Annotated in this window: 21 protein-coding genes and 1 riboswitch; of the genes, 14 read left to right on the top strand and 7 right to left on the bottom strand. The window is 45.8% G+C overall.

Annotation, left to right across the window (positions count from 1 at the left end):
- Positions 1-14: 14 nt before the first annotated feature.
- The 3 genes from MHH93_RS19595 to MHH93_RS19585 all read right to left on the bottom strand — a co-directional run bounded on the left by MHH93_RS19595 (position 15) and on the right by MHH93_RS19585 (position 3980).
- Entirely contained in the window at positions 15-662 is a 648-nt protein-coding gene (locus MHH93_RS19595; RefSeq protein ID WP_500055380.1) for a class D sortase, read from the bottom strand.
- 205 nt (positions 663-867) lie between these two features.
- Positions 868-2358: an amino acid permease gene (locus MHH93_RS19590; protein ID WP_500055379.1), complete on the bottom strand. Its 1491-nt coding sequence runs from the start codon at positions 2356-2358 to the stop codon at positions 868-870.
- Between the two features lie 116 nt (positions 2359-2474).
- Positions 2475-2690: riboswitch (Lysine riboswitch) on the bottom strand.
- A gap of 147 nt (positions 2691-2837) precedes the next feature.
- Positions 2838-3980 carry a virulence factor gene (locus tag MHH93_RS19585; RefSeq protein WP_500055378.1) on the bottom strand — a complete coding sequence of 381 codons (1143 nt, stop codon included), beginning with the start codon at positions 3978-3980 and terminating at the stop codon, positions 2838-2840.
- A gap of 246 nt (positions 3981-4226) precedes the next feature.
- Here MHH93_RS19585 and MHH93_RS19580 point away from each other — a divergent pair, with 246 nt between their 5' ends.
- A complete protein-coding gene (locus MHH93_RS19580; RefSeq protein WP_500055376.1) occupies positions 4227-4646 on the top strand; it encodes a hypothetical protein in 420 nt (139 codons plus the stop codon).
- Positions 4647-4694: 48 nt separating this feature from the next.
- Here the strand turns inward: MHH93_RS19580 and MHH93_RS19575 are convergent, their stop codons facing one another.
- Entirely contained in the window at positions 4695-5393 is a 699-nt protein-coding gene (locus MHH93_RS19575; protein ID WP_500055375.1) for a response regulator transcription factor, read from the bottom strand.
- Between the two features lie 344 nt (positions 5394-5737).
- On the opposite strand from MHH93_RS19575, the gene MHH93_RS19570 reads away from it, so the two are divergent.
- The 6 genes from MHH93_RS19570 (at position 5738) to MHH93_RS19545 (ending at position 14514) form a co-directional block, all read left to right on the top strand.
- On the top strand, positions 5738-8584 hold the full coding sequence (locus MHH93_RS19570; protein WP_500055373.1) for an ATP-binding protein: 2847 nt from the start codon (positions 5738-5740) through the stop codon (positions 8582-8584).
- Positions 8585-8968: 384 nt separating this feature from the next.
- A complete protein-coding gene (locus tag MHH93_RS19565; protein ID WP_500055372.1) occupies positions 8969-10315 on the top strand; it encodes a cytochrome ubiquinol oxidase subunit I in 1347 nt (448 codons plus the stop codon).
- Entirely contained in the window at positions 10312-11346 is a 1035-nt protein-coding gene (locus tag MHH93_RS19560) for a cytochrome d ubiquinol oxidase subunit II (RefSeq protein WP_500055371.1), read from the top strand. Before MHH93_RS19565 ends, MHH93_RS19560 begins: the two co-directional genes overlap by 4 nt.
- A gap of 8 nt (positions 11347-11354) precedes the next feature.
- Entirely contained in the window at positions 11355-11552 is a 198-nt protein-coding gene (gene cydS, locus MHH93_RS19555) for a cytochrome bd oxidase small subunit CydS family protein (protein WP_500055369.1), read from the top strand.
- A 71-nt stretch (positions 11553-11623) separates the two neighbouring features.
- Positions 11624-12673, top strand: a complete 1050-nt coding sequence (locus tag MHH93_RS19550; RefSeq protein WP_500055368.1) for an MBL fold metallo-hydrolase — start codon at positions 11624-11626, stop codon at positions 12671-12673.
- A gap of 215 nt (positions 12674-12888) precedes the next feature.
- Complete coding sequence (locus tag MHH93_RS19545; RefSeq protein ID WP_091038559.1) at positions 12889-14514, top strand: ABC-F family ATP-binding cassette domain-containing protein; 1626 nt, start codon at positions 12889-12891, stop codon at positions 14512-14514.
- Positions 14515-14628: 114 nt separating this feature from the next.
- Here the strand turns inward: MHH93_RS19545 and MHH93_RS19540 are convergent, their stop codons facing one another.
- On the bottom strand, positions 14629-14817 hold the full coding sequence (locus tag MHH93_RS19540; protein WP_017692261.1) for a hypothetical protein: 189 nt from the start codon (positions 14815-14817) through the stop codon (positions 14629-14631).
- A 290-nt stretch (positions 14818-15107) separates the two neighbouring features.
- On the opposite strand from MHH93_RS19540, the gene MHH93_RS19535 reads away from it, so the two are divergent.
- Positions 15108-15995 (top strand): cation diffusion facilitator family transporter, encoded by an 888-nt coding sequence (locus MHH93_RS19535; RefSeq protein ID WP_500055367.1) that lies wholly within the window; start codon positions 15108-15110, stop codon positions 15993-15995.
- Between the two features lie 91 nt (positions 15996-16086).
- On the opposite strand, the gene MHH93_RS19530 is transcribed toward MHH93_RS19535, so the two are convergent.
- On the bottom strand, positions 16087-16596 hold the full coding sequence (locus MHH93_RS19530) for a hypothetical protein (protein ID WP_500055366.1): 510 nt from the start codon (positions 16594-16596) through the stop codon (positions 16087-16089).
- Positions 16597-16968: 372 nt separating this feature from the next.
- Positions 16969-17133, bottom strand: coding sequence for a DUF1328 domain-containing protein (locus tag MHH93_RS19525; RefSeq protein WP_017692264.1), 165 nt, complete (start codon positions 17131-17133; stop codon positions 16969-16971).
- 220 nt (positions 17134-17353) lie between these two features.
- Here MHH93_RS19525 and MHH93_RS19520 point away from each other — a divergent pair, with 220 nt between their 5' ends.
- The 6 genes from MHH93_RS19520 (at position 17354) to MHH93_RS19495 (ending at position 25103) form a co-directional block, all read left to right on the top strand.
- Entirely contained in the window at positions 17354-17863 is a 510-nt protein-coding gene (locus MHH93_RS19520; RefSeq protein ID WP_500055365.1) for a DUF948 domain-containing protein, read from the top strand.
- 68 nt (positions 17864-17931) lie between these two features.
- Entirely contained in the window at positions 17932-18465 is a 534-nt protein-coding gene (locus tag MHH93_RS19515; protein WP_500055364.1) for a hypothetical protein, read from the top strand.
- 94 nt (positions 18466-18559) lie between these two features.
- A complete protein-coding gene (locus tag MHH93_RS19510) occupies positions 18560-18904 on the top strand; it encodes a YflT domain-containing protein (RefSeq protein WP_339305640.1) in 345 nt (114 codons plus the stop codon).
- A gap of 348 nt (positions 18905-19252) precedes the next feature.
- On the top strand, positions 19253-20422 hold the full coding sequence (locus tag MHH93_RS19505) for a PP2C family protein-serine/threonine phosphatase (RefSeq protein ID WP_500055363.1): 1170 nt from the start codon (positions 19253-19255) through the stop codon (positions 20420-20422).
- Positions 20419-24144 carry a response regulator gene (locus tag MHH93_RS19500; protein ID WP_500055362.1) on the top strand — a complete coding sequence of 1242 codons (3726 nt, stop codon included), beginning with the start codon at positions 20419-20421 and terminating at the stop codon, positions 24142-24144. The genes MHH93_RS19505 and MHH93_RS19500 overlap by 4 nt, the downstream gene beginning before the upstream one ends.
- Before the next feature lie 86 nt (positions 24145-24230).
- A complete protein-coding gene (locus MHH93_RS19495) occupies positions 24231-25103 on the top strand; it encodes a CheR family methyltransferase (RefSeq protein WP_500055360.1) in 873 nt (290 codons plus the stop codon).
- Positions 25104-25117 lie beyond the last annotated feature (14 nt).

Genomic DNA, 25117 nt, shown 5'->3' with positions numbered 1-25117 from the left:
AGCCTGAGAAAAGATTAAAATCCGGCAACCTCCGGTTTCACTTCAATAGCTCTTACAATTAGCCGATGTGTTGGATTGACGAGTGGGTCACAGGTAATCAAGGTAAGGACCTGTCCAAGTCCGGGATCTTCCAGCACAGATAAGTCATTTGGCTCCACAACAGAGATCTGATCCACCTTATATTGAATCATCGTTTGATCTGCCAGGGTGACTTTCATTGAATCGCCAATCTGCAATTCTCCCAGACGATTGAACAGTCGTCCTTTTTTGTGGGCGCGATGGGCGGCAATGGCGGCATTACCCTTGTTCCCAATCTTAGTGGTTTCGACAAGATGGGTTGCAGCTACCTTCATGTTGTTCTCCGTGGCACCCTCCAAAATCGGTAAGCGGACATCAATTTTGTCAATGGAGAGTACCCCCAACGTATCCGAAGATGCTTCTTGCACTATATCTGTATTGTCAGTAGTTGGCTCGGCGGAAGCTGTATCCTTATCCTGTATGCCTTGTTCGAAGGCGTGATTCAGCTTGGACAAGCCGTCTTGCAATTGCTCCAGATCGTTCATCACACGGGCTTGCTGCCAGTCATAATACGTGTCCCGCAGGAAAGGAAAGCTGATGATCAGGATGCCCAGCAGGATGATCAGGATAGAGAATTTTTTCATTATGCATCAACTCCCGTTGTCCAAAGAAAAATAGTATACCTTTCTCTATTTTACTTACGGACCTATACAAAATATGGACAGGGACGACAGGACGAGGGGGTACAGGAATGTTCGAAGGGGGCCGTCACAAAAAAATATCCCCGTTTCGCTACAGTAGGAAAACTGCAACGCCACGGGGAGTTTTTTTTAATATTTTATTATGAAGTTAAATCGTATCAGCTGGTGCATCGGTAGGTGTGAAATCACATTCCTTCAGTGGCACCACTTTGGTCTTTTTGATCCATTTGTAACCGAGCCATAACACCAGGAACAGGGGTACGCTCAGGTAGGCAACGATGGCTCCACTCCAGTCAATCGTGTCACCCGTAAATGCCTGATAGTTCTGTCCAATGATTACGATAATACATAGGACAAAAGCAAAGATCGGCCCAAACGGGAACCAACGTGCACGGTAAGGGAGATCGTTCAAGTCCCTGCCTTGTGCAACGTACGCACGACGGAAGCGATAGTGACTGATAGCGATACCTAGCCAAGTGATAAATCCGCACATACCGGATGCATTCAGCAACCAGGTATATACAATGCCATCGCCGAACAGGGAGGCAAGAAATGCCAACATACCAACGGCTGTTGTCAGCAGCAAGGCATTCATCGGAATGCCCTTTTTGTTCAGCTTACCGAGGAAACGAGGGGCTTTACCGTCTCGGGCAAGGGCATAGAGAACCCGGCTTGAAGCATACATGCCTGAGTTACCGGCAGAGAGTACGGAAGTTAGAATAACCGCGTTCATGACGGAAGCCGCAATGGCGAGTCCTGCTTTTTCAAACACCAATGTAAATGGGCTGACACCGATATTTTCCAGATCTCCTTTGAGCAGATTCGGATGAGTATACGGGATGATCAGACTGATCACGGTAATCGCCAAAATGTAAAAGATCAGAATGCGCCAGAATACCTGACGAATGGCACGAGGTACATTTTCGCGCGGGTTTTCACTTTCCCCGGCAGCTACCCCGATCAGCTCGGTACCCTGGAATGAGAATCCGGCAGCCATGAATACGCCTAACACGGCGAAGAATCCGCCATGGATGGGTGCATCACCGATGGTGAAGTTGCTGAAACCAACCGCTTCTCCACCCATAATACCGAAGATCATGAGCACACCAACAGCCAGGAAGATGATCACAGTAGCGACTTTGATAATGGCAAACCAGTATTCGGACTCCCCGTAGCCTTTGACAGACAGGACGTTCAAGGCAAAGATCAGTACGAGGAACAGTAAGCTCCATAACATGGATGAACTGTCGGGGAACCAGTATTTAATAAGGACTGTAGCGGCAGCAAGCTCTGCTGCAATGGTTACCGCCCAGTTGTACCAGAAGTTCCAGCCCATCGCGAACCCGAGAGCAGGATCGACAAAACGTGCGGCATACGTATTAAATGAACCGGAGTCCGGCATAAAGGTAGCAAGCTCACCAAGGCTGGTCATGAGGAAATAGACCATGATGCCAACGGCCGCATAGGCAATTAATGCTCCACCAGGGCCTGCGGTTGAGATGGCGGTGCCACTTGCGAGAAACAACCCGGTACCAATCGAGCCACCGAGGGCGATCATCGTCATATGGCGTGCGCGTAATCCTTTTTTCAGGGAAGGTCCAGTTGTTGTTGTTGTTGTTGGGTTACTGCGGTCTTGCATGGAAACACTCCTTCATTCGATATACTGATGTTTGCGATAATTGCTTCATAAACAAAAAGACCACAGGCATCAGCCTGCGGTCTTTAATATTTCAATGTCCGCACCATGTCCCAGATGATTAAGATAGCTCAACACAGAAGAATTCATACCTTTTTATAAAGGAAATGTACTTCCGTGACAGTTCTGCGCCTTTCGACAGCAGCCCCAGCCCACCGGACCATATAAGGAACGTCCAGTGAGCTTCGGCGGGTACACCTTTCGGCTGATATCATAAGCGGCTCCTTAGCGCCTCCTTCAGCGTACTGATCGCACCCGCGACCTCTACCTCACCATCAATGGATGAGGTGTATCTATTGTCTATGAAATTATGATCAACACAACTTAACACGATGTGTCCTGTTTAGTAAACAGACAATCAGTATAACGCGCATGGTTTTCCAGTGCAATAACAATTGTTGGATGTAAGGTTTGAGGGATGACTATTCCTCTTTCTTGTTCCGGCCAGCCATCTGCTGCCATACCGTTCCGGCAGCCTGTTCGCCCGATTCGATTCGCTCCAGAGCCATCTTGGCCTGCAGGCTGACTTCAAATTCGGGATCATCAGCTGCAACACGCAACGCTTGCTCAGCTTCTTCAGTACCGACCTCATAGAGAAAACGTGCTGCACGCCAGCGTACAAGTTTACTTTTATCGGATAACGTGGCTGTCATAGCTGGAGTGGCGGCAGGGTCACCGATGTCGGACAAGGTGTCACCAGCAGTACGGCGTACCGCAGGAGAACTGTCCTTTAGCGCTTCATACAGCAGTTCCATCGCTTCCGGTGTGCGAATGTCACCCAGATATACCACGGCCAAGCGACGTATCTGCATTTTGTTATCATGCAGGGCATGGGCTACGAGAGGCAGTCTTTCAGCTGTAGGCTCCATGCCGTCAAATGCCGCATAGCGAACATTCCAGTCCTCGCTCCGCAAAGCCTCTTCAAGCTCAACTCCGTCCAATTCGCGACGGCGCTCGACGAACTCCTCGGATTTGCTACCATGTTCAATGGCTTGTTGAATAACCTGCTCCAGTCGTTCCGGAGGGTAAGCCGCTTCCAATTCCTGCTCCACTTCACGTGCGATGTCGGGTAACTCTCCATATCGAACACCGTAATCACTCAGTTTGCGTTCTTTGATCATCGTCGCACTGGCGACTTCCGTTACGGCTTTGACAAAGCGGTCGGACAGTGAGATTCGTTCTTCCTTGGAGCCGGCCTTGACCCTGATCTGCATGGGTACGCCACGGAAGAACTGGACGAATACCTGTGCTTCCCCAAAGTGTTCGCCTGAACCATCTTCGGATTCAATCCAGTCGAGATCGATGCCTTGTTGTCCAAGGCGATTTTGGACTTCGCCCAGGATAACGGACCAGTCGGCATTCCCTTTACGATCAAGTGCCACGAAGTCTGTCGTGTGGAACACACTCTTTACACCGGGAATATGAAGCATCTGGCGAATGAACGCCGGAGCGGATCGTTCGTTGTCCAGTGTATATGTTTTGCGAATTCCGTCTTCCAGACGTTCATCGAGATGCAGCATCATCGTATTTGGACTGGGTGTTGGTTCAATGGATACAATATTCATCAGTGTAACCTCCTATAATACCAGATTCATCCTTCACTCCCCGTAAATTAAATCACACGGGTATTTCTCTATTTTACATCAATGTGTGGAATCTGCGAAATCATCCAGAAGTGGAGAGGACGTGACTCCTAACACGTAATGTGAAGAAGTGCGAAATTTGTTAACACTTCTTTCATGTTCACGCACAAACATTCTTAAACGTAAGTTGGCACAATATAAGATAAGAATCAACTGGAGGTTATGTCTATGGAACCCATTACCGTGCTCTCGGATGGAAAACGTCGTATTGCATATGAGAATATTGTTCAATTGTTCAGGAACTGGATTGAGGACTCAACTTCTGGTTCTACGATAGAAACACATCGGGGAAGTTGGGAGAACTCCCGTTATTGTATTGTTGATTATCAGATAGCCGAAGAAGCGGTGTCAGCAGCAAATGCCATTCGTGCCTTTATGCCCCAGATTCCGTTACTTGTCATTACGGATTTCAAATCCCTTATTCGGAAGCGCCACCTGCAACAGATTACAGGCACAGGGGAGATGAAGATGATTCTCTGGAGCGAGCAAGACCCGGATCATCTCATCAAAGATATGGAGCACTGGTTGCATTCATCGTCTGCCCATAAATCACAAATAGCCATACCGCCCATCTTATCCATGAGATAAGAGAGGGATATGGCCAAAGGTTCTTAACTATCAATCACTACGATCGAATTAGATCACGTATTTATAGCCTGTTCCCCAAACCGTTTTAATATAACGCGGGTTCTTGGGGTCAGGCTCAATTTTTTTACGCAGACTTGAGATATGAACATCAATGGTACGATCCAGATAGGCGCGTTCGGAGCCTTTGATCCGATCCATCAGTTCATTACGGGTGAACACTTTACCCGGATTTCGGTACAATTCCTTCATAATCTCAAATTCAATATGAGTGACCTCGATTTCAATGCCATCCACAAACAGGGTTCTTCTGTACTCATTCACATTCACATGTCCAGTGACCTCTGCCTGCTTGTCTTCTTTTACCGGTTTATCCTGATAGGAAATAATAGATCTTCGCAGCAGTGCTTTAATCCGGGCATCCAACTCTTTCAAACTAAATGGTTTGCACAGAAAATCATCTGCACCATTATGCAATGCGCGAAGTCGATCATTCAGCATGGTACTTGCCGAGATCATCAGAATGGGCACAGTGGAGTGCTGGCGAAAGGCTTCTACGAGATCATTTCCATCCATTTCAGGAAGCATGAGATCGGTGACAATAATATCCGGTTGGAATTCTGGAAACAGTTGAAGTGCCTCGCGGGCATGATGAACCCGTTCAGTGATGTATCCTTCCTCCTCAAGAAAGAAAGCAATCATGTCGGCCAAATTTTTCTCATCTTCTATAAGAAGTACTTTGATCGTCATAGGGTCACACTCCTGGTGATAAATAATATGTTAAGAAAATACTAAAAAAACAAACTGAATTGCGAATAAATACCGCAAATTTTTTAATGTTTCTATCCCAAAATATAGGGTGTATATGTAGAGAAGAACTAAGCTTTTTGAACGAACTTCAATATTTTAGCATGGATGTGGTTGGGTTGCCGATCAATCAGAATTTCCCAAAGCTACATGAGCTACTAATTACAGTATAATGGATCAGAACGATTTAAGGGGAAAAAAGTAGATTGTATCCGCTTAAGTTTATAGGGGGAAGCAATGTTGTTGTTGAAAACAGAAGAAAAAATGATCTATGAGGGCAACTACATATGGATCGAATAAAGGCAAGACGAACGCTGGATTGGGTAGTATTGAAGCTGAGAATACCCTGGATTGGGACCACTATACTAATTATTTTGGGATCACTAAGCACTATTTTTCCGTTAACTTTATTCTACGGTGTACAGTTTATGATTGGGAGTGCAGCAGCACTTGTTGCTCTACGTTTGCATGGGGCCATCTATGGATTTGTTACCCTTGCAGTCATCCATCTGCTGAGTACTGTCTGTGTTGGCTTCCAGCCGCACAACTTATCTATAATGCTTGCCCACCTCTTGGAATTGATCTGGATGTTCGTTTGGCAGATTCGTTGGAAAAATGGCAGCTTAATCAAGGCTAATGCTGTCTTTTGGGTAGTCATGTTGCTTCCCGCGGTCTATGCCGGGCATTTAATTTTGGGTTTGAATATAAACGATTTGAAATATGAGTATATGTATATTGCTGTGATTGGTATGGTGAATGCGCTGATTGCGGGAATTGTAGTCGATTTCTGGATCACCACGGGTGAACACAAATCCAAGCGGACGGGAACCATTCCACTCACAAGAATCGCGTTTAAATACGTAGTCGCCTTTGTGGTATTTGTTTCTCTCATGCTTTTATCCGCAGATAGCCGCAGACAATTGACTCAAATGAATGATGCCATATTACGTGATATGAAATATGCAGCGAGTGCGGTTACTCAGGATCTTGATGAAGGGTATGTTACCTCCGAGAATATGGATCAGAATATGGCGCGTTATCATCATCTACTGGGTGTGAATGTGATACTGCTGAATCGGGATGATACCGTCGTCGCTTCTGGTTTGAATACACTCCAGGCAGGCGAGTACCTGGACATGGACAGATTCAATCTCCTGAAGTCGAGAGATAACCTCATTCTGTTAAGTTCAGCGAGTATCCATTACAGTGATGTATTGAATCATTGGAAACAAGCCTCTTTTATCTATGAAGCAGAAATGACAATAATAACACCTTATCGGGTATTCATTGTGACCGACTCGTCCAAGTATTACCCCCGAATCGAATCGATTTATCTGACTACGCTGCAATCTCTATTCATCATCATTCTGACTTCAATGATTGTAGCGGCTCCGCTCAGCCGTAAGGTCGTTAGCCCATTGTTAAGGCTGACCAGGATGACAGGCTCTCTGCCGAGACTGCTGTTTCGAAATGGGAAACTGGAGTGGCCAACCAGCCATGTAACCGAAGTACAGATTCTCATTGGTAATTTGCGCAAAATGGCCGATGTGCTGCTGGAACAATTCGAACAGATTCGTCACGACAAGTTAACGTTGGAGGACAGGGTCATAGAGCGGACCAAGGAACTCAAGAACAGTGAAGAGGTCAAACGTGCCATTATTGAATCCTCTATTGACGCGATTATCGCTGTGGATTCGAATGGGATAATCGTTGAGTTTAATCCGGAGGCCGAAAGAATGTTTGGATTTCGCCGGGAAGAAGTGATCCTGCACAAGGAAGCGCCGTCTCTTTTCCAAGGGGCAAGTTGCATGGAGATCAAGAAATTGTTAGAGCGATTCGAGTATTTTGAAGGTAAAAGATTCACGATCGTAGATGAAATTTCGGGAATTCGCCGGGATGGTTCCGTCTTTCCGATTGATTACAAAATTGTTGAGATTCAACTCGGCAAAAATGAGACGTTATATAACCTGTTTATCAAGGATATTACGGAGCGGACCAGGGCAGAAGAAGATCGTGTGCGTCATGCTCTTGCGCTGGAGAAGCTCAACTCCGAGCTGTTCAATGAAAAGATTGCCATTCAGGAACAGCGAGATATCAGTGAGCACTTCATAGAATCCGTACGGGAAGGGCTCGTGATGTCTGATCGATCAGGGACTATAACCATTGTCAACCGAAGGATAGAAGAGATGTTTGGCTTGGGTGATTTTCTGGGCAGATCTATTGAAGATTTGGCGCAGGCAATTGATACGATGGTATTAACGGACAACTTCAACCTTATGGAACAGACGAGAGCCTTTCTGGATGGCGAAACAGCATTTATTGAGACTGAATTTATATTTAACAATGCGGAGAAAAGTGTATTTTCGTTATATATGAAGCAGATGGATGTACCGGGCAAAAACCATGGGTTTCTACTGGTGTTCCGTGACCGGACAGGAGAAGAACGGCTGGATCGGATGAAGAATGAACTGATCAGCGTGGTATCTCATGAGCTTCGAACGCCTGTAGCCACCATTATGGGGTATGTGGAATTAATGATGATGTATGACCTTCCGGCAGCTCAGCAGCAGGAATTCATGCAGACCATCGCTTCGGAGGGCAAGCGGCTGAGCAGTTTGCTCGATGATGTACTCGATATTCAGCGCCTCGATAACGAAGGCATGGCTTACCATATGACGTATGTACCGCTGATCGAGTTGGTAGAAGGAGTTGCCGAACAGTGGAATATGAAGTCCGCTCAACGTATCTACGTGCATACGTTTAATGGAGACTTTTTTGCTTATGCTGACCAGAACAGGATGGTTCAGGTTCTGCATAATCTGGTGGGCAATGCAGTCAAGTATTCTCCGGGAGCTGATCGTATTGATGTTACGTTATGGGAAGAAGAGGAATGGTTATGTCTTGATGTGCGTGATTACGGAATAGGGATTGCGGAGCAAGAGAAGGACATGTTATTCAACAAATTCTATCGAGTGGATAATTCGGATCATCGGCAAATTGGTGGAACAGGAATCGGGTTGTACATTTCTCGTAAAATTGTAGAGGATCACAAAGGAACGCTGACCTTTATATCTGCACCGGGCAAGGGAAGTACGTTCAAGGTACGGCTGCCCAAGCAGGACGTATTGGTTTAAATGTAATGATGGATGAAGAGATGCATTTCACTTTTTTATGTTCATTGTCTGTGTATGAGACCTACGAATAGAGCCTTTGCCCTTCAGCGCGTAAGCGTGATAAGGGAAAAGGCTTTTTTTTGTTTTTCAATTTCCCGGATAAAAAAACAACTTCTTTTGCAAACTGTCTATAGAGCCATAATTTGCATCTCATGCAAAAGGAGGACGGCAGGAATATGTTCCGTAAACAAGAGAAAACACTTATCATTGTCTGTCTGGTTGCAGCTGTGGTTGTGCTGTATGCCGTTGTGAAAAGCATCATCCGAATCATGAGTTATTGAGATTCACGTTCAAGCAGAGGAACTGCTGTTGTACATAACGATTATGTGAAAGAGGAGTGTAACCATGTCATCTCTGGACCCTGTTTTGCTCAGCCGGATACTAACCGGTCTTACCCTGTTTGTACACATTGTTTTTGCCTCTATTGGTGTAGGTGTTCCACTCATGATTGCCTTGGCCGAGTGGCGAGGGCTACGAACCAATGATATGCATTACACCTTGCTGGCACGCCGATGGGCGCGAGGTTTTGTCATCACCGTTGCCGTTGGTGTCGTTACAGGCACCTCGATCGGATTACAGCTTAGTCTGCTGTGGCCCATGTTTATGCGGGTAGCAGGTCAGGCCATCGCCCTGCCGCTGTTCATGGAGACGTTTGCCTTTTTTATAGAGGCGATCTTTCTTGGCATTTACCTCTATACGTGGGACCGTTTCAAAAAGAAATATACGCACATGCTGCTGTTGATTCCGGTAGCTCTCGGCTCATCTGCATCCGCGATTTTCATTACGACGGTGAACTCCTTCATGAACCAGCCTCAGGGATTCACCCTGATTAATGGCATCATGAAGGACATTCATCCGATTGCAGCCATGTTGAATCCGGCAACACCAACCAAGGTGTCCCATGTACTCGCCTCATCCTACACCCTGAGCGCAGGTATCCTGGCAGGGATAGCCGCCTTCAGTTTGCTTCGGGGACGGGATCATGTGTATTACAAAAAAGCACTGAAACTCACGACGATATCTGCGCTTGTATTTGCCATCAGTACCGTTATGATCGGCGACTCCTCGGGTAAATTCCTGGCGAAATATCAGCCGGAGAAGCTGGCTGCCGCAGAATGGCATTTCAAGACGATGAAAGAGGCGCCGCTTGTCTATGGCGGCATTTTGGATGAGAACAATGAAGTGAAATACGCTATTGAGATTCCTTATGCTCTTAGCATTTTGGCGGGTAATCGTCCCGATACCGAAGTGAAAGGTCTCGAAGAATTTCCTGCGGATCTGAGACCACCGCTGTCCATTCATTATATGTTCGACCTGAAGGTCACAACCGGAGTGATCATCCTGATGATTCCTGTGTTATATGTGCTGCGGCGGTGGTTGCCAGGACGCAAGCCATATCCGAAATGGCTGTTGCTCGGCATTGTCTTGCTGGGGCCCCTGGCCATGATTGCCATCGAGCTGGGGTGGATGTTCGCCGAAGTTGGCCGGCAGCCTTGGATTTTACGCGGGTATATGAAGGTGTCGGAAGCAGCGACGACGTCAACTTCGGTAGGATGGATGCTGGTGTTGTTCATTTTGCTGTATCTAATTCTATGTTTCTCGTGCATTCGGGTACTCAGTAAGCTGTTCCGCAACAAGGAAGCAGAGAAGGAACTGGAGTCTCTGGGGCTTGAAGGAGGGATTGTGCATTGAGCTTCGAAATTGCAGGCATTGCGATATTGTGGACGTTTTTGTTCGGTTACCTGATTGTCGCTTCGATTGATTTTGGCGCCGGGTTCTTCAGTTTTTACAGCATTTTGACCGGGCACGAGAACAAAATTCATAACATCATTCAGCGCTACCTGTCTCCCGTGTGGGAAGTGACGAATGTGTTTCTGATCTTTTTTGTGGTCGGATTGGTCGGGTTTTATCCGGACAGCGCCTTCTATTACGGGACTGCCTTGCTGGTGCCGGGTTCTTTGGCCATTGTACTGCTTGCCATCCGGGGCGTGTATTACGCCTACAATACTTATGGCAACCATGGGCAGAACAGCCGGATCTACATGGCATTGTACGGAGCGACGGGATTGCTGATTCCGGCGGTATTCTCCACGATTTTGGCGATATCCGAAGGTGGAATCATTGAGCAGGTTGGCGAACAGGTGTTTTTTCGCTGGCGTGAATTTTTGACGAATCCTTATACCTGGTCGGTTGTTTTGCTTGCACTGGTCAGTGTGCTGTACATCTCGGCGATGTTTCTTTCCTATTATGCAAAACGGGCAGGGGATGAGCCGGCATTTGAGGTGCTTCGAGAGTATGCATTGCTGTGGAGCTTGCCAACCATTTTTGCGAGCTTTCTGGCATTTCTGCAGATTAACAAACAGAATCCCGTACATTTTGAGCAGATGGTGAATATTTCATGGATGTTCATTGCTTCGTTTATCTGTTTTGTCATTGCGGTGTCGTTGGTGTGGAAACGCAAATATTTGGGCTGGTGTTTTATCGCTGTCATGCTTCAGTTTGCCTTTGCCTGGTATGGTTACGGGCGATCCCACCTTCCGTATATCCTGTACCCCTACATTAATATCTATGACAGCTTTACGAATCGTACAATGGGGATTGCGCTGATTACGGCTTTCAGTCTCGGGCTGCTCGTGCTCATTCCGTCGCTTGTGCTGATTATGAAGCTGTTCCTGTTCGATGCCAATTATGTACGCGGTAATCCTGGTAAAAAGAAAGGATGAGTCTGTCCATGCTGCTGAACATGTTCTTACTCATGACGCCCTTGCTGCATCCACTATCTACTGAGGGTGTCACGGGAATACCCGGTATAACCGGGTTGAGTTTTTTTGAGACATTCACGATTATGTACGCCCCGCCACTTATCATTATGGCTGCGATTGTCTTTCTGTTCATATATCTGGCCGTATGCAAAAATCCGAAGGATTGATTAACTGGTACGTGCATTCCCGTTTGGGGTAATCTGTTGTTAAGAAATCAGGAAGGGAGGATGACCCTTTCATGCCTAAAATCCGTTATAACAACATTGATAATGTAAGTACGGACAAAACGCTGAAGGAATTCAAGCAATGGAGGGAGCAGCGGCGCAATAAAGTGAAGGACTACTCCTACACTGTGCCCAAACACCCGCCTGAACTGGATTATCTGCATGCCAATCGGGAGGACACGAGTATTACCTGGATTGGTCACTCCACATTTTTCATTCAATATTATGGATTGAACATCGTGACTGACCCGGTGTGGGCCGAAAAAATGGGATTTCAACGAAGGCTCGGTGCCCCCGGCATTCCGATTCAGGATATTCCACCATTGGATGTCATTTTGATATCCCATTCCCATTATGATCATCTGCATCTGGCTTCCTTGCGTAAGCTGATTACCGCCAAGACGTTGCTGATCGTACCCGATGGTCTGAAGCGCAAGATGATTCGCAAAGGATTCCATCGATGCCAAGAGATGAAGTGGTGGGACCATATTACACTTGGCGGAGTCAAAATCACTTTTGTTCCGGCGCAGCACTGGACACGCCGAACGCTGTTTGATACCAATACGTCCCACTGGGGCGGTTACGTGTTGGAACAGAACCATTCGGCGACGACTTCTGCAGCGGAAAGTGCTGCAACAACGAGCGATCAGGATCGTTCATCCACCGCGGAATCACGGAAGAATGAAACACCCCAAGATTCGGGTGGCCCGCCTGTGTTGTATTTTGTGGGTGATACAGGTTACTTCCAAGGATTCAAAACGATTGGAGAGCGCTTTGACATCGGTATTACTCTGATGCCCATTGGTGCCTACGATCCGGAATGGTTCATGACTTCTCAGCATGTGACACCTGAAGAAGCACTGCAGGGGTTCGTTGAAACCGGCTCCCAACTTATGGTGCCCATGCACTATGGCACATTCAAACTGGCGGATGATACACCCAAGGAAGCACTGGATCGGCTGGAAGTCGAACGTGAACGACTGGGCATTGGTAAAGAGCGGATTCGGGTGCTGGGTCATGGCGAAACGCTTCGCATCCGGCATGAGAAAAGCAAACAGGGCTAACAAAATCGAGTCAAATATGTTAATGTAGGGATACGCCTGCATGAACAGTACATTTACCAAATCTTTAATAAGTAAAAAGCGGCCAATTTTCGAATTTGCCGCTTTTTTGTGTTATAATATGGTGCCAGAATAGGCATCGGGATATTGAATCCATGATTTACGCAACTTGCTATTCATGCAGTATGCAGATTAACCAATAAAGGATGGTATGCTTAATGATCAGTACAAGCGGCATCACGCTCCGCTACGGAAAACGTGCACTTTTTGAAGATGTAAATATCAAATTCACACCAGGAAACTGTTACGGCCTCATCGGCGCCAATGGAGCCGGTAAATCAACATTTTTGAAAATTTTGTCCGGTGAAATTGAGTCCAACTCGGGAGAGGTGCACATCACCCCGGGCGAACGTATGGCCGTTTTGAAGCAAAACCACTTTGAATATGATGAGTATCCGGTTCTCGAAACGGTAATTATGGGCCATAGTCGCCTCTATGCCATTATGAAAGAAAAAGATACACTGTATGCCAAAGCAGACTTCACAGAAGAAGACGGCCTGCGCGCAGGTGAGCTTGAAGGTGAATTTGCAGAGCTTAATGGCTGGGATGCTGAGCCGGATGCAGCGGCACTCCTGATCGGTCTGGGTATCGACCGTGACATGCACGATAAGAAAATGAATGAACTAAGTGGTAACGAAAAAGTTCGTGTCCTGCTTGCACAAGCATTGTTTGGTCGTCCAAACAACCTGTTGCTCGATGAGCCTACCAACCACTTGGATCTCGAATCCATTCAATGGCTGGAGAACTTCTTGATGGACTATGAAGGTACTGTTATTGTGGTATCCCATGACCGTCACTTCCTGAACAAAGTATGTACGCACATTGCGGATATCGACTTTGGTAAAATCCAGTTATACGTAGGTAACTATGACTTCTGGTATGAATCCAGCCAATTGGCACTTGCGTTGCAACGTGATGCCAACAAGAAAAAAGAAGAGAAGATTAAAGAGCTGCAAGCCTTTATTCAACGTTTCTCTGCGAATGCCTCGAAATCGAAACAGGCAACTTCTCGGAAGAAACAACTCGACAAAATCACGTTGGATGACCTTCGTCCATCGAACCGTAAATATCCGTTTATCAACTTCAAACCTGAGCGTGAAGCCGGTAAACAATTGTTGACCGTGGATCGCATCAGCAAATCCATTGATGGTGTGAAAATGCTGAATGATATCAGCTTTGTCGTGAACAAAGGGGATAAAATTGCATTTGTTGGACCGAACGGGAATGCCAAGTCACTGTTGTTTGATATTCTGATGGGTGAAACGGAATTGGATAGTGGCGAATACACTTGGGGTGTAACCACAACTCAAGCTTATTTCCCGAAAGACAACTCCAAATATTTTGACGGTGTGGACATGACACTCGTGGATTGGCTCCGTCAATATTCCAAAGATCAGGATGAAACGTATTTGCGTGGATTCTTGGGACGTATGCTGTTCTCAGGTGAGGAATCCTTGAAAAAGGCAAGTGTACTCTCCGGGGGCGAGAAAGTTCGCTGTATGCTGGCGAAAATGATGCAGACTGGTGCTAACGCATTGATTCTGGATGAGCCTACGAACCACTTGGATCTCGAATCCATCACAGCGCTGAACAATGGTATGATTGATTTTGACGGCACAATGCTATTCACATCCCATGACCATCAGTTCATTCAAACCATTGCTAACCGGATTATCGAAATTACGCCGAATGGCATCATCGATCGCCAAATGAGCTATGACGAATATCTGGAAAGTGACGAAATCAAAGAACTGCGCAATAAAATGTATCCAGTAGAAGCTTAAACGAAGCATCATCTACGGCACATTACTATAGGAACACCAAAGAACCGCAAGCCTCTCTGAAGAGGGCTTGCGGTTCTTTTTGCAATCCAATGGGTTTCTCTGCGGCTTTAAGACCTAAGATCCACCAGTACGGCGACGTTGGTTGTTAGGCTTCTTGTTGTTTTGACTCTTCATCGCTTTAGGTCCGCCTTCAAAGTAGGCGCTGGATTGGTTACCGGAATTTGCTTGTTCTTTCTTTTGCGCCAGCTTTTGGCGTATAGCATCCTGCAAACTGACCTTTTTCGGTTCGTTATTTTCGCTCATCGTTATTTCCCTCCCGGTCTTACAGTGAGCCGTCCAGATTGGACGGGATGTACCTATTTTATACGTTTTATAAAAGCCCCACAAGGGCAACCTGATAAAATGCTCCAAACCTTTGGTTTTACCCAGGCCAACATTCTTTCTCATTAACTACAGCCCTGCCGTCTGGCAACTTTGTTTCGGCTTGCCTACAGCAATGCAGCCTGGCAACACTGTTTCTGTAGACCCACACGCTCCGCATTTGGTAACATGGAAAAACCGTAATATGAAACGTTAAAGGAGTGTCGCCCGGTTTGAACGCTTATGAAGAAATTCGAAAAGGGGAGCGAGGGGCTTGGGTTAGCATTGTCGCCTATCTCGTCTTGTCCGCCTTTAAGCTGATCTGTGGATATGTATTTGCATCCAGCGCCTTGCTGGCCGACGGTTTTAATAACCTTACAGATATTGTGGCATCTGTTGCTGTATTGATCGGGCTGCGAATCTCCCAGAAACCACCTGATTCGGATCATGCCTATGGTCATTTTAGAGCGGAGACTGTTGCTGCCTTGGTGGCTTCCTTTATTATGGCTATGGTTGGGCTGCAAGTATTGGTTGAAGCCGTTCGCTCCTGGTATGAGGGAGCCTTTGTTGCTCCAAACCTGTGGGCGGCAGCGGTGGCTGTAATCTGTGCTGTAGTGATGTTAGGCGTGTATCGTTACAATCACCGACTGGCTAAACAAATTAATAGTCAGGCTCTGATGGCAGCAGCGAAAGATAATCGTTCGGATGCCTGGGTCAGCATAGGCGCTGCAGTTGGAATTATTGGTGCGCAGTTCGGACTTCCATGGCTGGATAAAGTGGCTGCGATTGCAGTGGGTCTGTTGATCTGTAAGACGGCTTGGGAGATTTTTCGGGATTCTACACATCGTCTTACCGATGGATTTGATCAGAAGGAGCTGACGGATCTCAGATCCTCCGTAGCTCGCGTTCCGGGTGTTGAAATGATTAAGGATGTGAAGGCACGTGTGCATGGCAGTCATGTACTTGTGGATGTTGTCATTGAAGTGGACGGAAGCTTAAGTTTGATTGAAGGCCATCAGATCTGTGATCGAGTGGAAGAGCGGTTGAAGCGATCGCATAACATCATGCATGTACATGTACATGTGGAACCGAAGACAGGAGAAGTGACAGGGAACTCTTGAACAGGGAGTGAACATCTTGGAAAATCAAAAGAGGACAGCCGCGATTGTGCGGGCTGTCCTCTTTACTTATCGTTAGAACGATTATACGATGTTATTGAATGGCAACGTGGATCCACGCTTTGCCTTTCCAAGTGTACACTTGCACCCACTCGCCACCGTCGAATCCGTCAACCACTTCACCTGTTGTATCGATGACTTGGGAGCCCAGTGCACCGATTGGTTTACCGTTAGGTGCATCATAGAACCAAGTGCGCTCCAGAAGGTTCAGCAACATTGTAGGTGCCAGAACTTCATCGCCTGGTTTTACAAGGGGCTCTTCAAACATTTTATCATCTGTAGTTGTAGCTGGAGTTTCAGTTGTTGTCGAAGTACCTTCTGCACCTGTAGTGTCTGTTGTTGTACCGGTTACTGTCTCAGCAGTACCTTCTACGGTGTCTACAGCAGGTTTGTTTACTTCAACAGCCGGAGTTGTTGTCGTTGTCGTAGCTTCTGTTCCTTTTTCTGGAGCTACCGTTCCGGTAACCGCTTCCTCAGCACCTGCAGCAGCAGCCATCGAACCCATCAACGTTAAAGCAGCGGCAAAACTTACGATTTTTTTCATTTGTTTTTCCTCCTCGGTTTAGGTATGTAATTTGTTGTCCTGTGATAAAAGTAACCAAGCGAGCTACCTTATGAATCACAAATTATAACAATATTTTCTTGCATTCTCCAGTGTCAACTGGCGCATATGTGGGTATATAGCAAGCCTGTAAATATCATACTTCGGTGGGATAAAACCGGGTTGGCTATCTCAAAAAAGTCCTGTTTTTTTAGGATTCATACGAGACCGGATTGGAATAAAGCAGAAGGGAGTGCAATACATAATATAGAAAAGTTGACCTATGTCTGAACGCACAAAAGCCAATCGGCTTGGAAGCACGATTGGCTTTTGTATGTATTCGTTAATTAAGAATCAGTCAGATCAGAGCCGAAGTTATCGCATTCGGCTACGTCCCGTAATGAGGGAGATGACGAACAGTACAACAAAGATGAAGAAGAGTACTTTCGCGATTGAAGCAGCTGCTTCAACAATACCGAAGAATCCAAAAATACCTGCTACCAGTGCAATGATTAGAAATAATACAGACCATTTCAACATGAGGTTTCATCCTTTCGTTTACTTGATTATGGAGTGAGTTGTGTTCACCTCACCGCCTTGTGTAGTTTAACTTTAACCGGGGGTTATCCAGTTGAAACATTGGTTTATTTTCCAAGCGAAGGCATATATGAAGGGATAGATCATATTGTTTCGTCCGGGAAATCGCCGGGTAACTATAGCAATAACAAACTGATGCACATATGGAAAGAGAGGTTCTTCTATGATCTATCAAATTAGCGTGGCCTTGATTGCAATGGCATTTGCAGTCCTTGTTTTCTTTTTAATTCGTACCTTGAAATCCGCTCAGGGTTCCTTGGACAATGTCTCTCAGACATTACAGGAGGTACAGAAGACCATTGATGAACTTAGTTATGAAGTCAAGCAAACGGTAAGACACGCCAATGATATTACGGTGGATGTACAGCACAAAATGAAAAAAATTGATCCTGTAATGGAATCTGTTGAAAATCTCGGAGAAGTGTTGAACGAAGTGACGGCGGCAGCCAAGCAAGTCTCCACAACGCTGATGGCCAGATTTCAGACCAAAAGAAACCATGCCGCAGATACAAAGCACGCTGAACCGTCTCATGTAACGGCACCACCTGCTACATCAACGGATCGTACCCTGCAATCCTATGAAGCTACATATAATGGTGATGCTAAGGGCGGGAAGAACTGGATGAAGTATGTCGATGTTGCGGCGAATGTATGGCAACGAATGCGTAAATAACATGATCGCTTTGTAATCCATAAAGAAACCTTCAGAGCGGTGATGAACCTGATGAAAGGGTGAGAATCATGATGAAACTACTGCTTGTGATGTTTAGCGTAATTTCTCCCTTTTCCGTTCAACCGGCAGCGGTACCCGCTGCTCACGATATGCAATGGACGGTAATGGAAAAGAAGGCGTCAGAGGTGACTCTGGCTGTTGATCGATCCGAGACTTTCCAGCATTTTCGGACTCTGAATGGCATTTCTCTGGATGACACCATGGACGATTTGTTGGCTAAGAAAGGCCAACCGGTGTATAAACAGGAAGATCCTTATCTGGGATGCCCTGAATATCAATTTCATGATGTAAAAGTTGGTTTGTGTGAAGATACGGATGTCATTCAATATGTGCATATCGATCCATCTGAGAATCACATCATGTTAAACGGAAAGAGAATTGAGATGAATATTGAAGCGATCCATCACGCTCTCGGGAAACCTTATTATGTGGCAGAGGACGGAGAAGTGTTTCTGCGTGGAGACCAGGCTCTGAAAGTATATATGAAGTCAGGCTCTCAGCAGATTGAAGGCATTGATCTTTTTGATGACACGCTTTCCTAGAAATGGTTATTACCTAATCGTTTCAATCCCATATAGTATGGTTATATATTAAGTAGCTCGATACAGAAGATTAAATCAGAGGAGAGTGGAAACGATGAATTCAACCAATGAGCAAGCTTATGCAAAAGTGGTAGAAAACGGAGTCCAGGCGGTAGAAGCGGTGAAAGAATTGCAGATTACCGGATACCTTGCTGATCATATCTTTGTTCTCGCTCATGAGAAGGATCGTACAGATCGGATTGCCGATACAGCCGATGCCAAAGAAATTGGTATAAAAGAAGAAGGCGTGTTTGATTCCTTGGCGAATCTGTTCCGTTCACGTGGTGATGAACTCCGGGCCAAAATTGTTTCGATGGGCTTTACCGAAGCCGAAGCTGACTTCTACGAAAGTGAGTTAGACAAAGGTAAAGTACTCGTAATTGCCAAAAAGAAAGATTAACCCGATATACATTGCAAGTTGAAGTTTGCTGAACATGGACAAACTTTTGAATGACTTGTGTTAAATGCTTAATCAAAAACATAGATAAGGAATGGGGCTTTCCCCATTCCTTATCTATGTTTTTGCAAGTTTGGAAGCGGGATCAGGACGCTGCAAAAACAGGGCGAAAGCGGAGAAGATTACCCGTGATGGTGCCATTTACTGATAGAGTTTTTTTGTTTTTACGATTATAGTTATACTAGGAATTATTATGTCTACTGCCGTTTTGTATGCAAAATTTGTATAATCATCGTTCGTAATAATTAATAAGAATCGACAAACCCGGACGCCACAGATAAGGAGATATCAATGAGAATACTTATTGTTGACGACAATCCGACGAATGTCATTATCATTCGAGAAATTCTGAAAAAAGAGAACTATCGTGACATTGTAACGGCGAGTTCCGCCATGGAAATGTTCGAAGTGTTGGGAATTGGGGAGGAAAGCAACGAATCTCGTCCAAGACCGTCGGATATTGACCTGATTTTGCTGGATATGATGATGCCTGAGATGGACGGCATCGAAGCCTGCAGTATTGTGCAAAAATTTGAGAACCTGAAGGATATTCCGATTATTATGGTGACTGCCATCGGAGACTCCAAGAAACTTGCCGAAGCATTGGATGCAGGTGCATCTGATTATGTGACCAAACCGATTAATAAAGTCGAGCTGATGGCCAGAATTCGACTTGCACTTCGTTTGAAACAGGAGAAGGATTGGCACAAAGAACGTGATCAACGCATTCAGGATGAGCTCAAGTTGGCAGCCATGGTCCAAAATGCCGTATTAAGTCCGGCGATTAGGGACCCGTTGTTCCAAGTACATGCCATCTATAAACCTTCCTTCGAGCTTGCGGGTGATCTATATTCTTGGTATCCCCTTGGGGAAGGCCGTTACGGAGTATTGCTGCTCGACATGATGGGACACGGGATATCTTCATCCCTGTTTACGATGTTTATCGCTTCGGTGTTGAAAGACACAGTGACCACCTATGTCGATCCAGAGAAGGTCATTCAGGAGTTGAACCGTCGTTTTAACCAGCTCCATCTGGAGAAACAGTTGGTGCAGTATTATTTCACGGCCATTTACCTGGTCGTTGATACACGGATGAAACGTATTGATTATGTTAATGCAGGGCATCCACCTGCTTTATTTTTCCGAAACGATGGCAGTGTCACCACATTTGACAGCAATTGCTGTCCTGTTGGTTTATTTGACAAAATGGACATTGAACCACAAACGATTCATTACGAGGGTGACGGACATATTGCACTGTATACGGATGGATTATTGGAAGCTGTTCAGGGCTCGCAGGAGGAACAGCATGAATTCCTGGTCGAAAAACTGACCGGCTCACATCAATGGAATGAAGCTGCCATGCAGGCACTATTTTTTGACGACGAAATTCCCCAGGAACGGGATGATGATAAATGTCTGGTCTGGATTACTCTGGATAAAGGGGCGGGGGATGAATGAAGATCAGGAATAAACTACTGATTGGTTTTACCGCTCTGATGGCTATTCTGATCGTACTCACGTTTGTGAGCTATGAACGGCTAAACAGCAGTAATCAACAGATTGATCAGATGTATCAGGAACGTTATCTCAAAGTACGGTTCACTTCAGCAGCGCGCGGAGAGGTTAATGACATTGCTAAAGTGCTGGCTAACTTGTTGTTGAATCCCAATAATTCGACTGCTGCTGCGGACGGTGACCTGAAAGACATGAAAGATCGGGGGGATGGTTACCTCGTAGAGGTAAGAAACCGTGCGGACAGTGCACCTGAACATCAGTTGGTGGATCGTGTGAATACCGCATGGGGCGCGTATACAGACTATGCCACGAGACAGATTAGTCTGATGTCTCAAGGAAGGGCAGAAGATGCAAATAACTACCGCAATTCAACAGGGCTCGCGGTGCAGAAAGAAGCCGTAGATAGTTTGAATGCCCTCTCCCGATACCAGGATCAAGAGATTGATGCCGAGATCAAGAGCGCTAACGCAGCGTATACAAGAGCAGTGCAGATTACGATAAGCATCATGATTGCGGGATTGTTGCTTGCTCTGGGAGTGATTTTGTGGGTACTGCCAAGCATCACCCGAGGTTTGAATACGGTATCCATGATGATTACCAGTTTCGGTAAAGGTCGTTACCGTACCATTCGGCGTATTCAGGTCAAATCAACGGATGAGATTGGTCAGATTGCCAGTGTGTTCAAAGATGTATCCAGTGATCTGGAAGAAAAACTGGAGATCGAGAGAGCTTACGTACAGGCTCAGCAAGATCAAAACTGGATGAGTTCGAACATTGCAAGAGTTCCTGAGCTACTTCGTGGAATTGGCTCCATTCGTCAAATCTCACAAATGTTTATCAGCGAATTCACACCGGTCCTTGGTGCTCAACTGGGCGTCGTCTATCTGCTTGATGAGGAGAAACATCCCGACGAATTGAGACGTTACGGTGCATACGCATTCGAAGAGAACGAAGACGTTGGAAAGGAAATGTACCGGATCGGTGAAGGCCTTATTGGTCAGGCCGCACTGGATATGACACCGATTATTCTGGAGAATACGCCAGAGGATTATGTGCATATTGGATCAGCTTCAGGTTCAACACGTGCTGCAGGTATCATGATCTATCCTGTCGTGTTTGAAGATGAACTGATTGGTGTTGTTGAACTGGCTTCCTTTGAAGGGTTCAATGAACAGCATAAACAATTGTTTGCCCAACTGATCATGAACTTGGGCGTTATCTTGAACAACGTTCGTCGTCGTTTACGTGTTGAGGAACTGCTTCGTGAATCCCAGGCACTCACAGAGGAACTGCAAGTTCAATCGGAAGAGTTGCAGACACAGCAAGAAGAACTGCGCCGTTCCAATGAGAATCTGGAGGAGCAGACAGAGGCGCTTAAACGTTCTGAGGAATTGCTGCAGCGTCAGCAGGAAGAGCTGGAGCATTTTAATACCGAGCTTATTGCCAAGACACGTGCGCTTGAAGAGCAGGTACGTGAAGTCGAAGAGAAGAATGACGAGATTGAGAAAACAAAGACACAGCTGGAACAGCAAGCTACACAGCTGTCGATGACAAGCAAATACAAGTCCGAATTCTTAGCAAATATGTCGCATGAACTGCGTACTCCACTGAACAGTTTGCTCATTCTGTCTCAGTTGTTGTCGGAGAACAAAGGTGGGAATCTGACTGACAAGCAGCAAGAATATGCGCAAACCATCTACATGTCAGGTGCGGATCTGCTGAAGATGATTGATGAGATTCTGGATCTGTCCAAAGTGGACGCAGGCAAGATGGATATCAATTATGAGACGGTTCGAATGGAAGAGCTGACCAGCTTTGTTCAGCAAAACTTTGGGCCGATGGCAAATAAAAAAGAACTGAACCTGAACATCGAGTTCGACAGCGATCTACCAAAATGGGTATACACCGACAGCCATCGTGTCAAACAGATCCTGCGGAACTTGTTGTCGAATGCGTTCAAATTTACCAATCGTGGTTCGGTCAGTCTGATTGGAAGAAGGATGAAACCGGAAGAACTGCCGAGTTATATGAACACCAATCAGGAGTATCTCGGATTTAGTGTAAAAGACACTGGCATTGGTATTCCATCAGACAAGACGGATCTGATTTTTGAAGCTTTCCAGCAAGTAGATGGTACAACAAGTCGGAAATACGGTGGAACGGGTCTTGGATTGTCCATTAGCAGGGAACTGGCACGTTTGCTTGGTGGTGCAATACATGTGGAATCTTCTGAAGGTGAGGGCAGCTGCTTTACCTTATACCTGCCGGATAATCATGAAGATGAAGCCTTGGCGGAGGAAGGGGCTTCAAGAGAAGCAGCCGTATCCTCAGAGGATCTTTATGAACAATCCAGCGAAGCACGGACCATGCTTTCAAGTCATCAGTCCATCCTCTCTCCTGATCCGGAGCAGAGCGTGGGTAAAGATCTGTCTCCTACCCATACTCCAGATCTCACCCAGATTGAAGATGATCGAGAGAATCTCATGGAAGGTGACAAAATCCTTCTCATTATTGAGGATGATGTGAACTTTGCACATATTTTGATGGATATGGCGCGTGGAAGAGGATTCAAAGCACTTGTTGCCCTTCAAGGGGATAAAGGACTTGAGATGGCACGTCAATATCTGCCTGATGCCATTATCCTGGATATTCAATTGCCTGTGATGGATGGTTGGACCATTCTGGGCGAGCTGAAGAGTAGTTCGGCAACACGCCACATTCCGGTACATGTCATTTCTGTAATTGATGATATGAAGCAAGGTCTGATGATGGGTGCCATTGCTTATCTGAAAAAACCTTCGAGCAAGGATTCACTGGATAAAGCCTTCTCGCATATCAAATCCTATACCGAGAATCAGCTGAAACGACTGTTGATTGTCGAAGATGATGAAATTCAGCGTAAAGCTATTATTGAATTAATTGGTCATGATGATGTGGCAATCACGGCAGTATCTACAGGTAGCGAGGCATTGAATGAATTACACAGCCAGCGTTATGACTGTATGGTACTGGATCTAATGTTAACGGACATGACTGGTTTCGAATTGCTCGACCAGATTCGGGATGATGAATATCTGAACGATCTGCCGATTATAATTTATACAGGCAAAGAACTGGATTCCAAGGAAGAAATGAAGCTGCGCAAATATGCGGAATCCATCATTATCAAGGATGTGAAGTCACCAGAACGTTTGCTGGATGAAACCACTTTGTTCCTACATCGGGTAGAAGCCAATTTACCGGAAGACAAACGTCGCATCTTGCAGAAGTTACACAACAAGGAAACGTTGTTTGAAGGCAAAAAGATATTGCTTGTTGATGACGATATTCGTAATGTATTTGCTCTTTCAAGTGTCCTTGAAGGTTATCGGATGGATGTGACGTTTGCAGAGAACGGCCGAGAGGCTTTGGAGATTTTGGAGAAAAATCCGGAGTTTGATCTGGTACTGATGGATATGATGATGCCGGAAATGGACGGTTATGAAGCGATGACACGAATCAGACAAATTCCGCAGTTTGAAAAGTTGCCGATTATTGCGCTCACGGCCAAAGCGATGAAAGAGGATCGCGGCAAATGTATTGAAGCGGGAGCATCTGATTATGTGAAAAAACCGATCCAGACAGATCAATTGTTATCCTTAATGCGCGTATGGCTGTATTCGTAAGTTCATTATTCGGATGTTCATGGTTTGGGTAATGAAAGACAATACGACGAATACGCAAGTAACAAATGAAGAAGTGGAGAGAATTTATGACAGCGTGGGAACCTACCGAGACGGGGGCAGATTTGGTCCGTATGCCGCAAGATGAAGAGCGCGAGCTGATCGAGATTGAGCTGCTGTTGGAAGGCATGCACCGTTTATATGGATATGATTTTAGAAACTATGCACTGCCATCTCTTAAACGAAGAATATGGCATCATGCACATGCAGAAGGGGTTAAGACTATATCCGGCTTGCAGGAGCGTGTCCTTCATGATCGTTCCGCGTTTGAACGGTTTGTCCAGAACTTGTCCATCCCTGTAACGGAAATGTTTCGAGATCCTTCACTTTTCCGAATGTTTCGGGAAAAGATTATTCCTATCCTGAGAACCTACCCGTATATCCGAATATGGCATGCGGGTTGCTCCACGGGAGAGGAAGTCTATTCCATGGCGATCATGTTGCATGAGGAAGGACTGTATGACAAGGCAAGAATCTACGCAACGGATATGAATGATCGTTCTTTGCAACAGGCCAAAGAGGGCGTATACGGTATTGAGAAAATGAAACTATTTACTACAAATTATTTGGAGGCAGGGGGTACCAGAGCCTTCTCCGAGTACTATACAGCGAAATACAATTCGGTGATATTTCATCCTTTTTTAAGGAAGAACATCATTTTCGCCGAGCACAACCTGGCAACAGATCGGTCATTTAACGAGTTTAATGTTATCTTTTGCCGTAATGTCATGATTTATTTTAATGATGAACTGCGAAATCATGTGCATGGGCTGTTTCACGAGAGCTTGAGCCACTTTGGTATTCTGGTTCTGGGGTCGAAGGAATCGATACATTTTACAGAGTTCAGTGATACCTATGAGCCGTTAGACCGGACCGAAAAAATATACCGGAAGATCAAATAGGGGGTTAGGGTTAG

This window comes from Priestia sp. FSL H7-0729 (assembly GCF_038005685.1).
In the GTDB taxonomy this organism is placed as follows: Bacteria; Bacillota; Bacilli; order Paenibacillales; family Paenibacillaceae; genus Paenibacillus.
The sequence above is the reverse complement of the archived record's forward strand: the minus strand, read 5'-3'. Positions and strand labels throughout refer to the sequence as shown.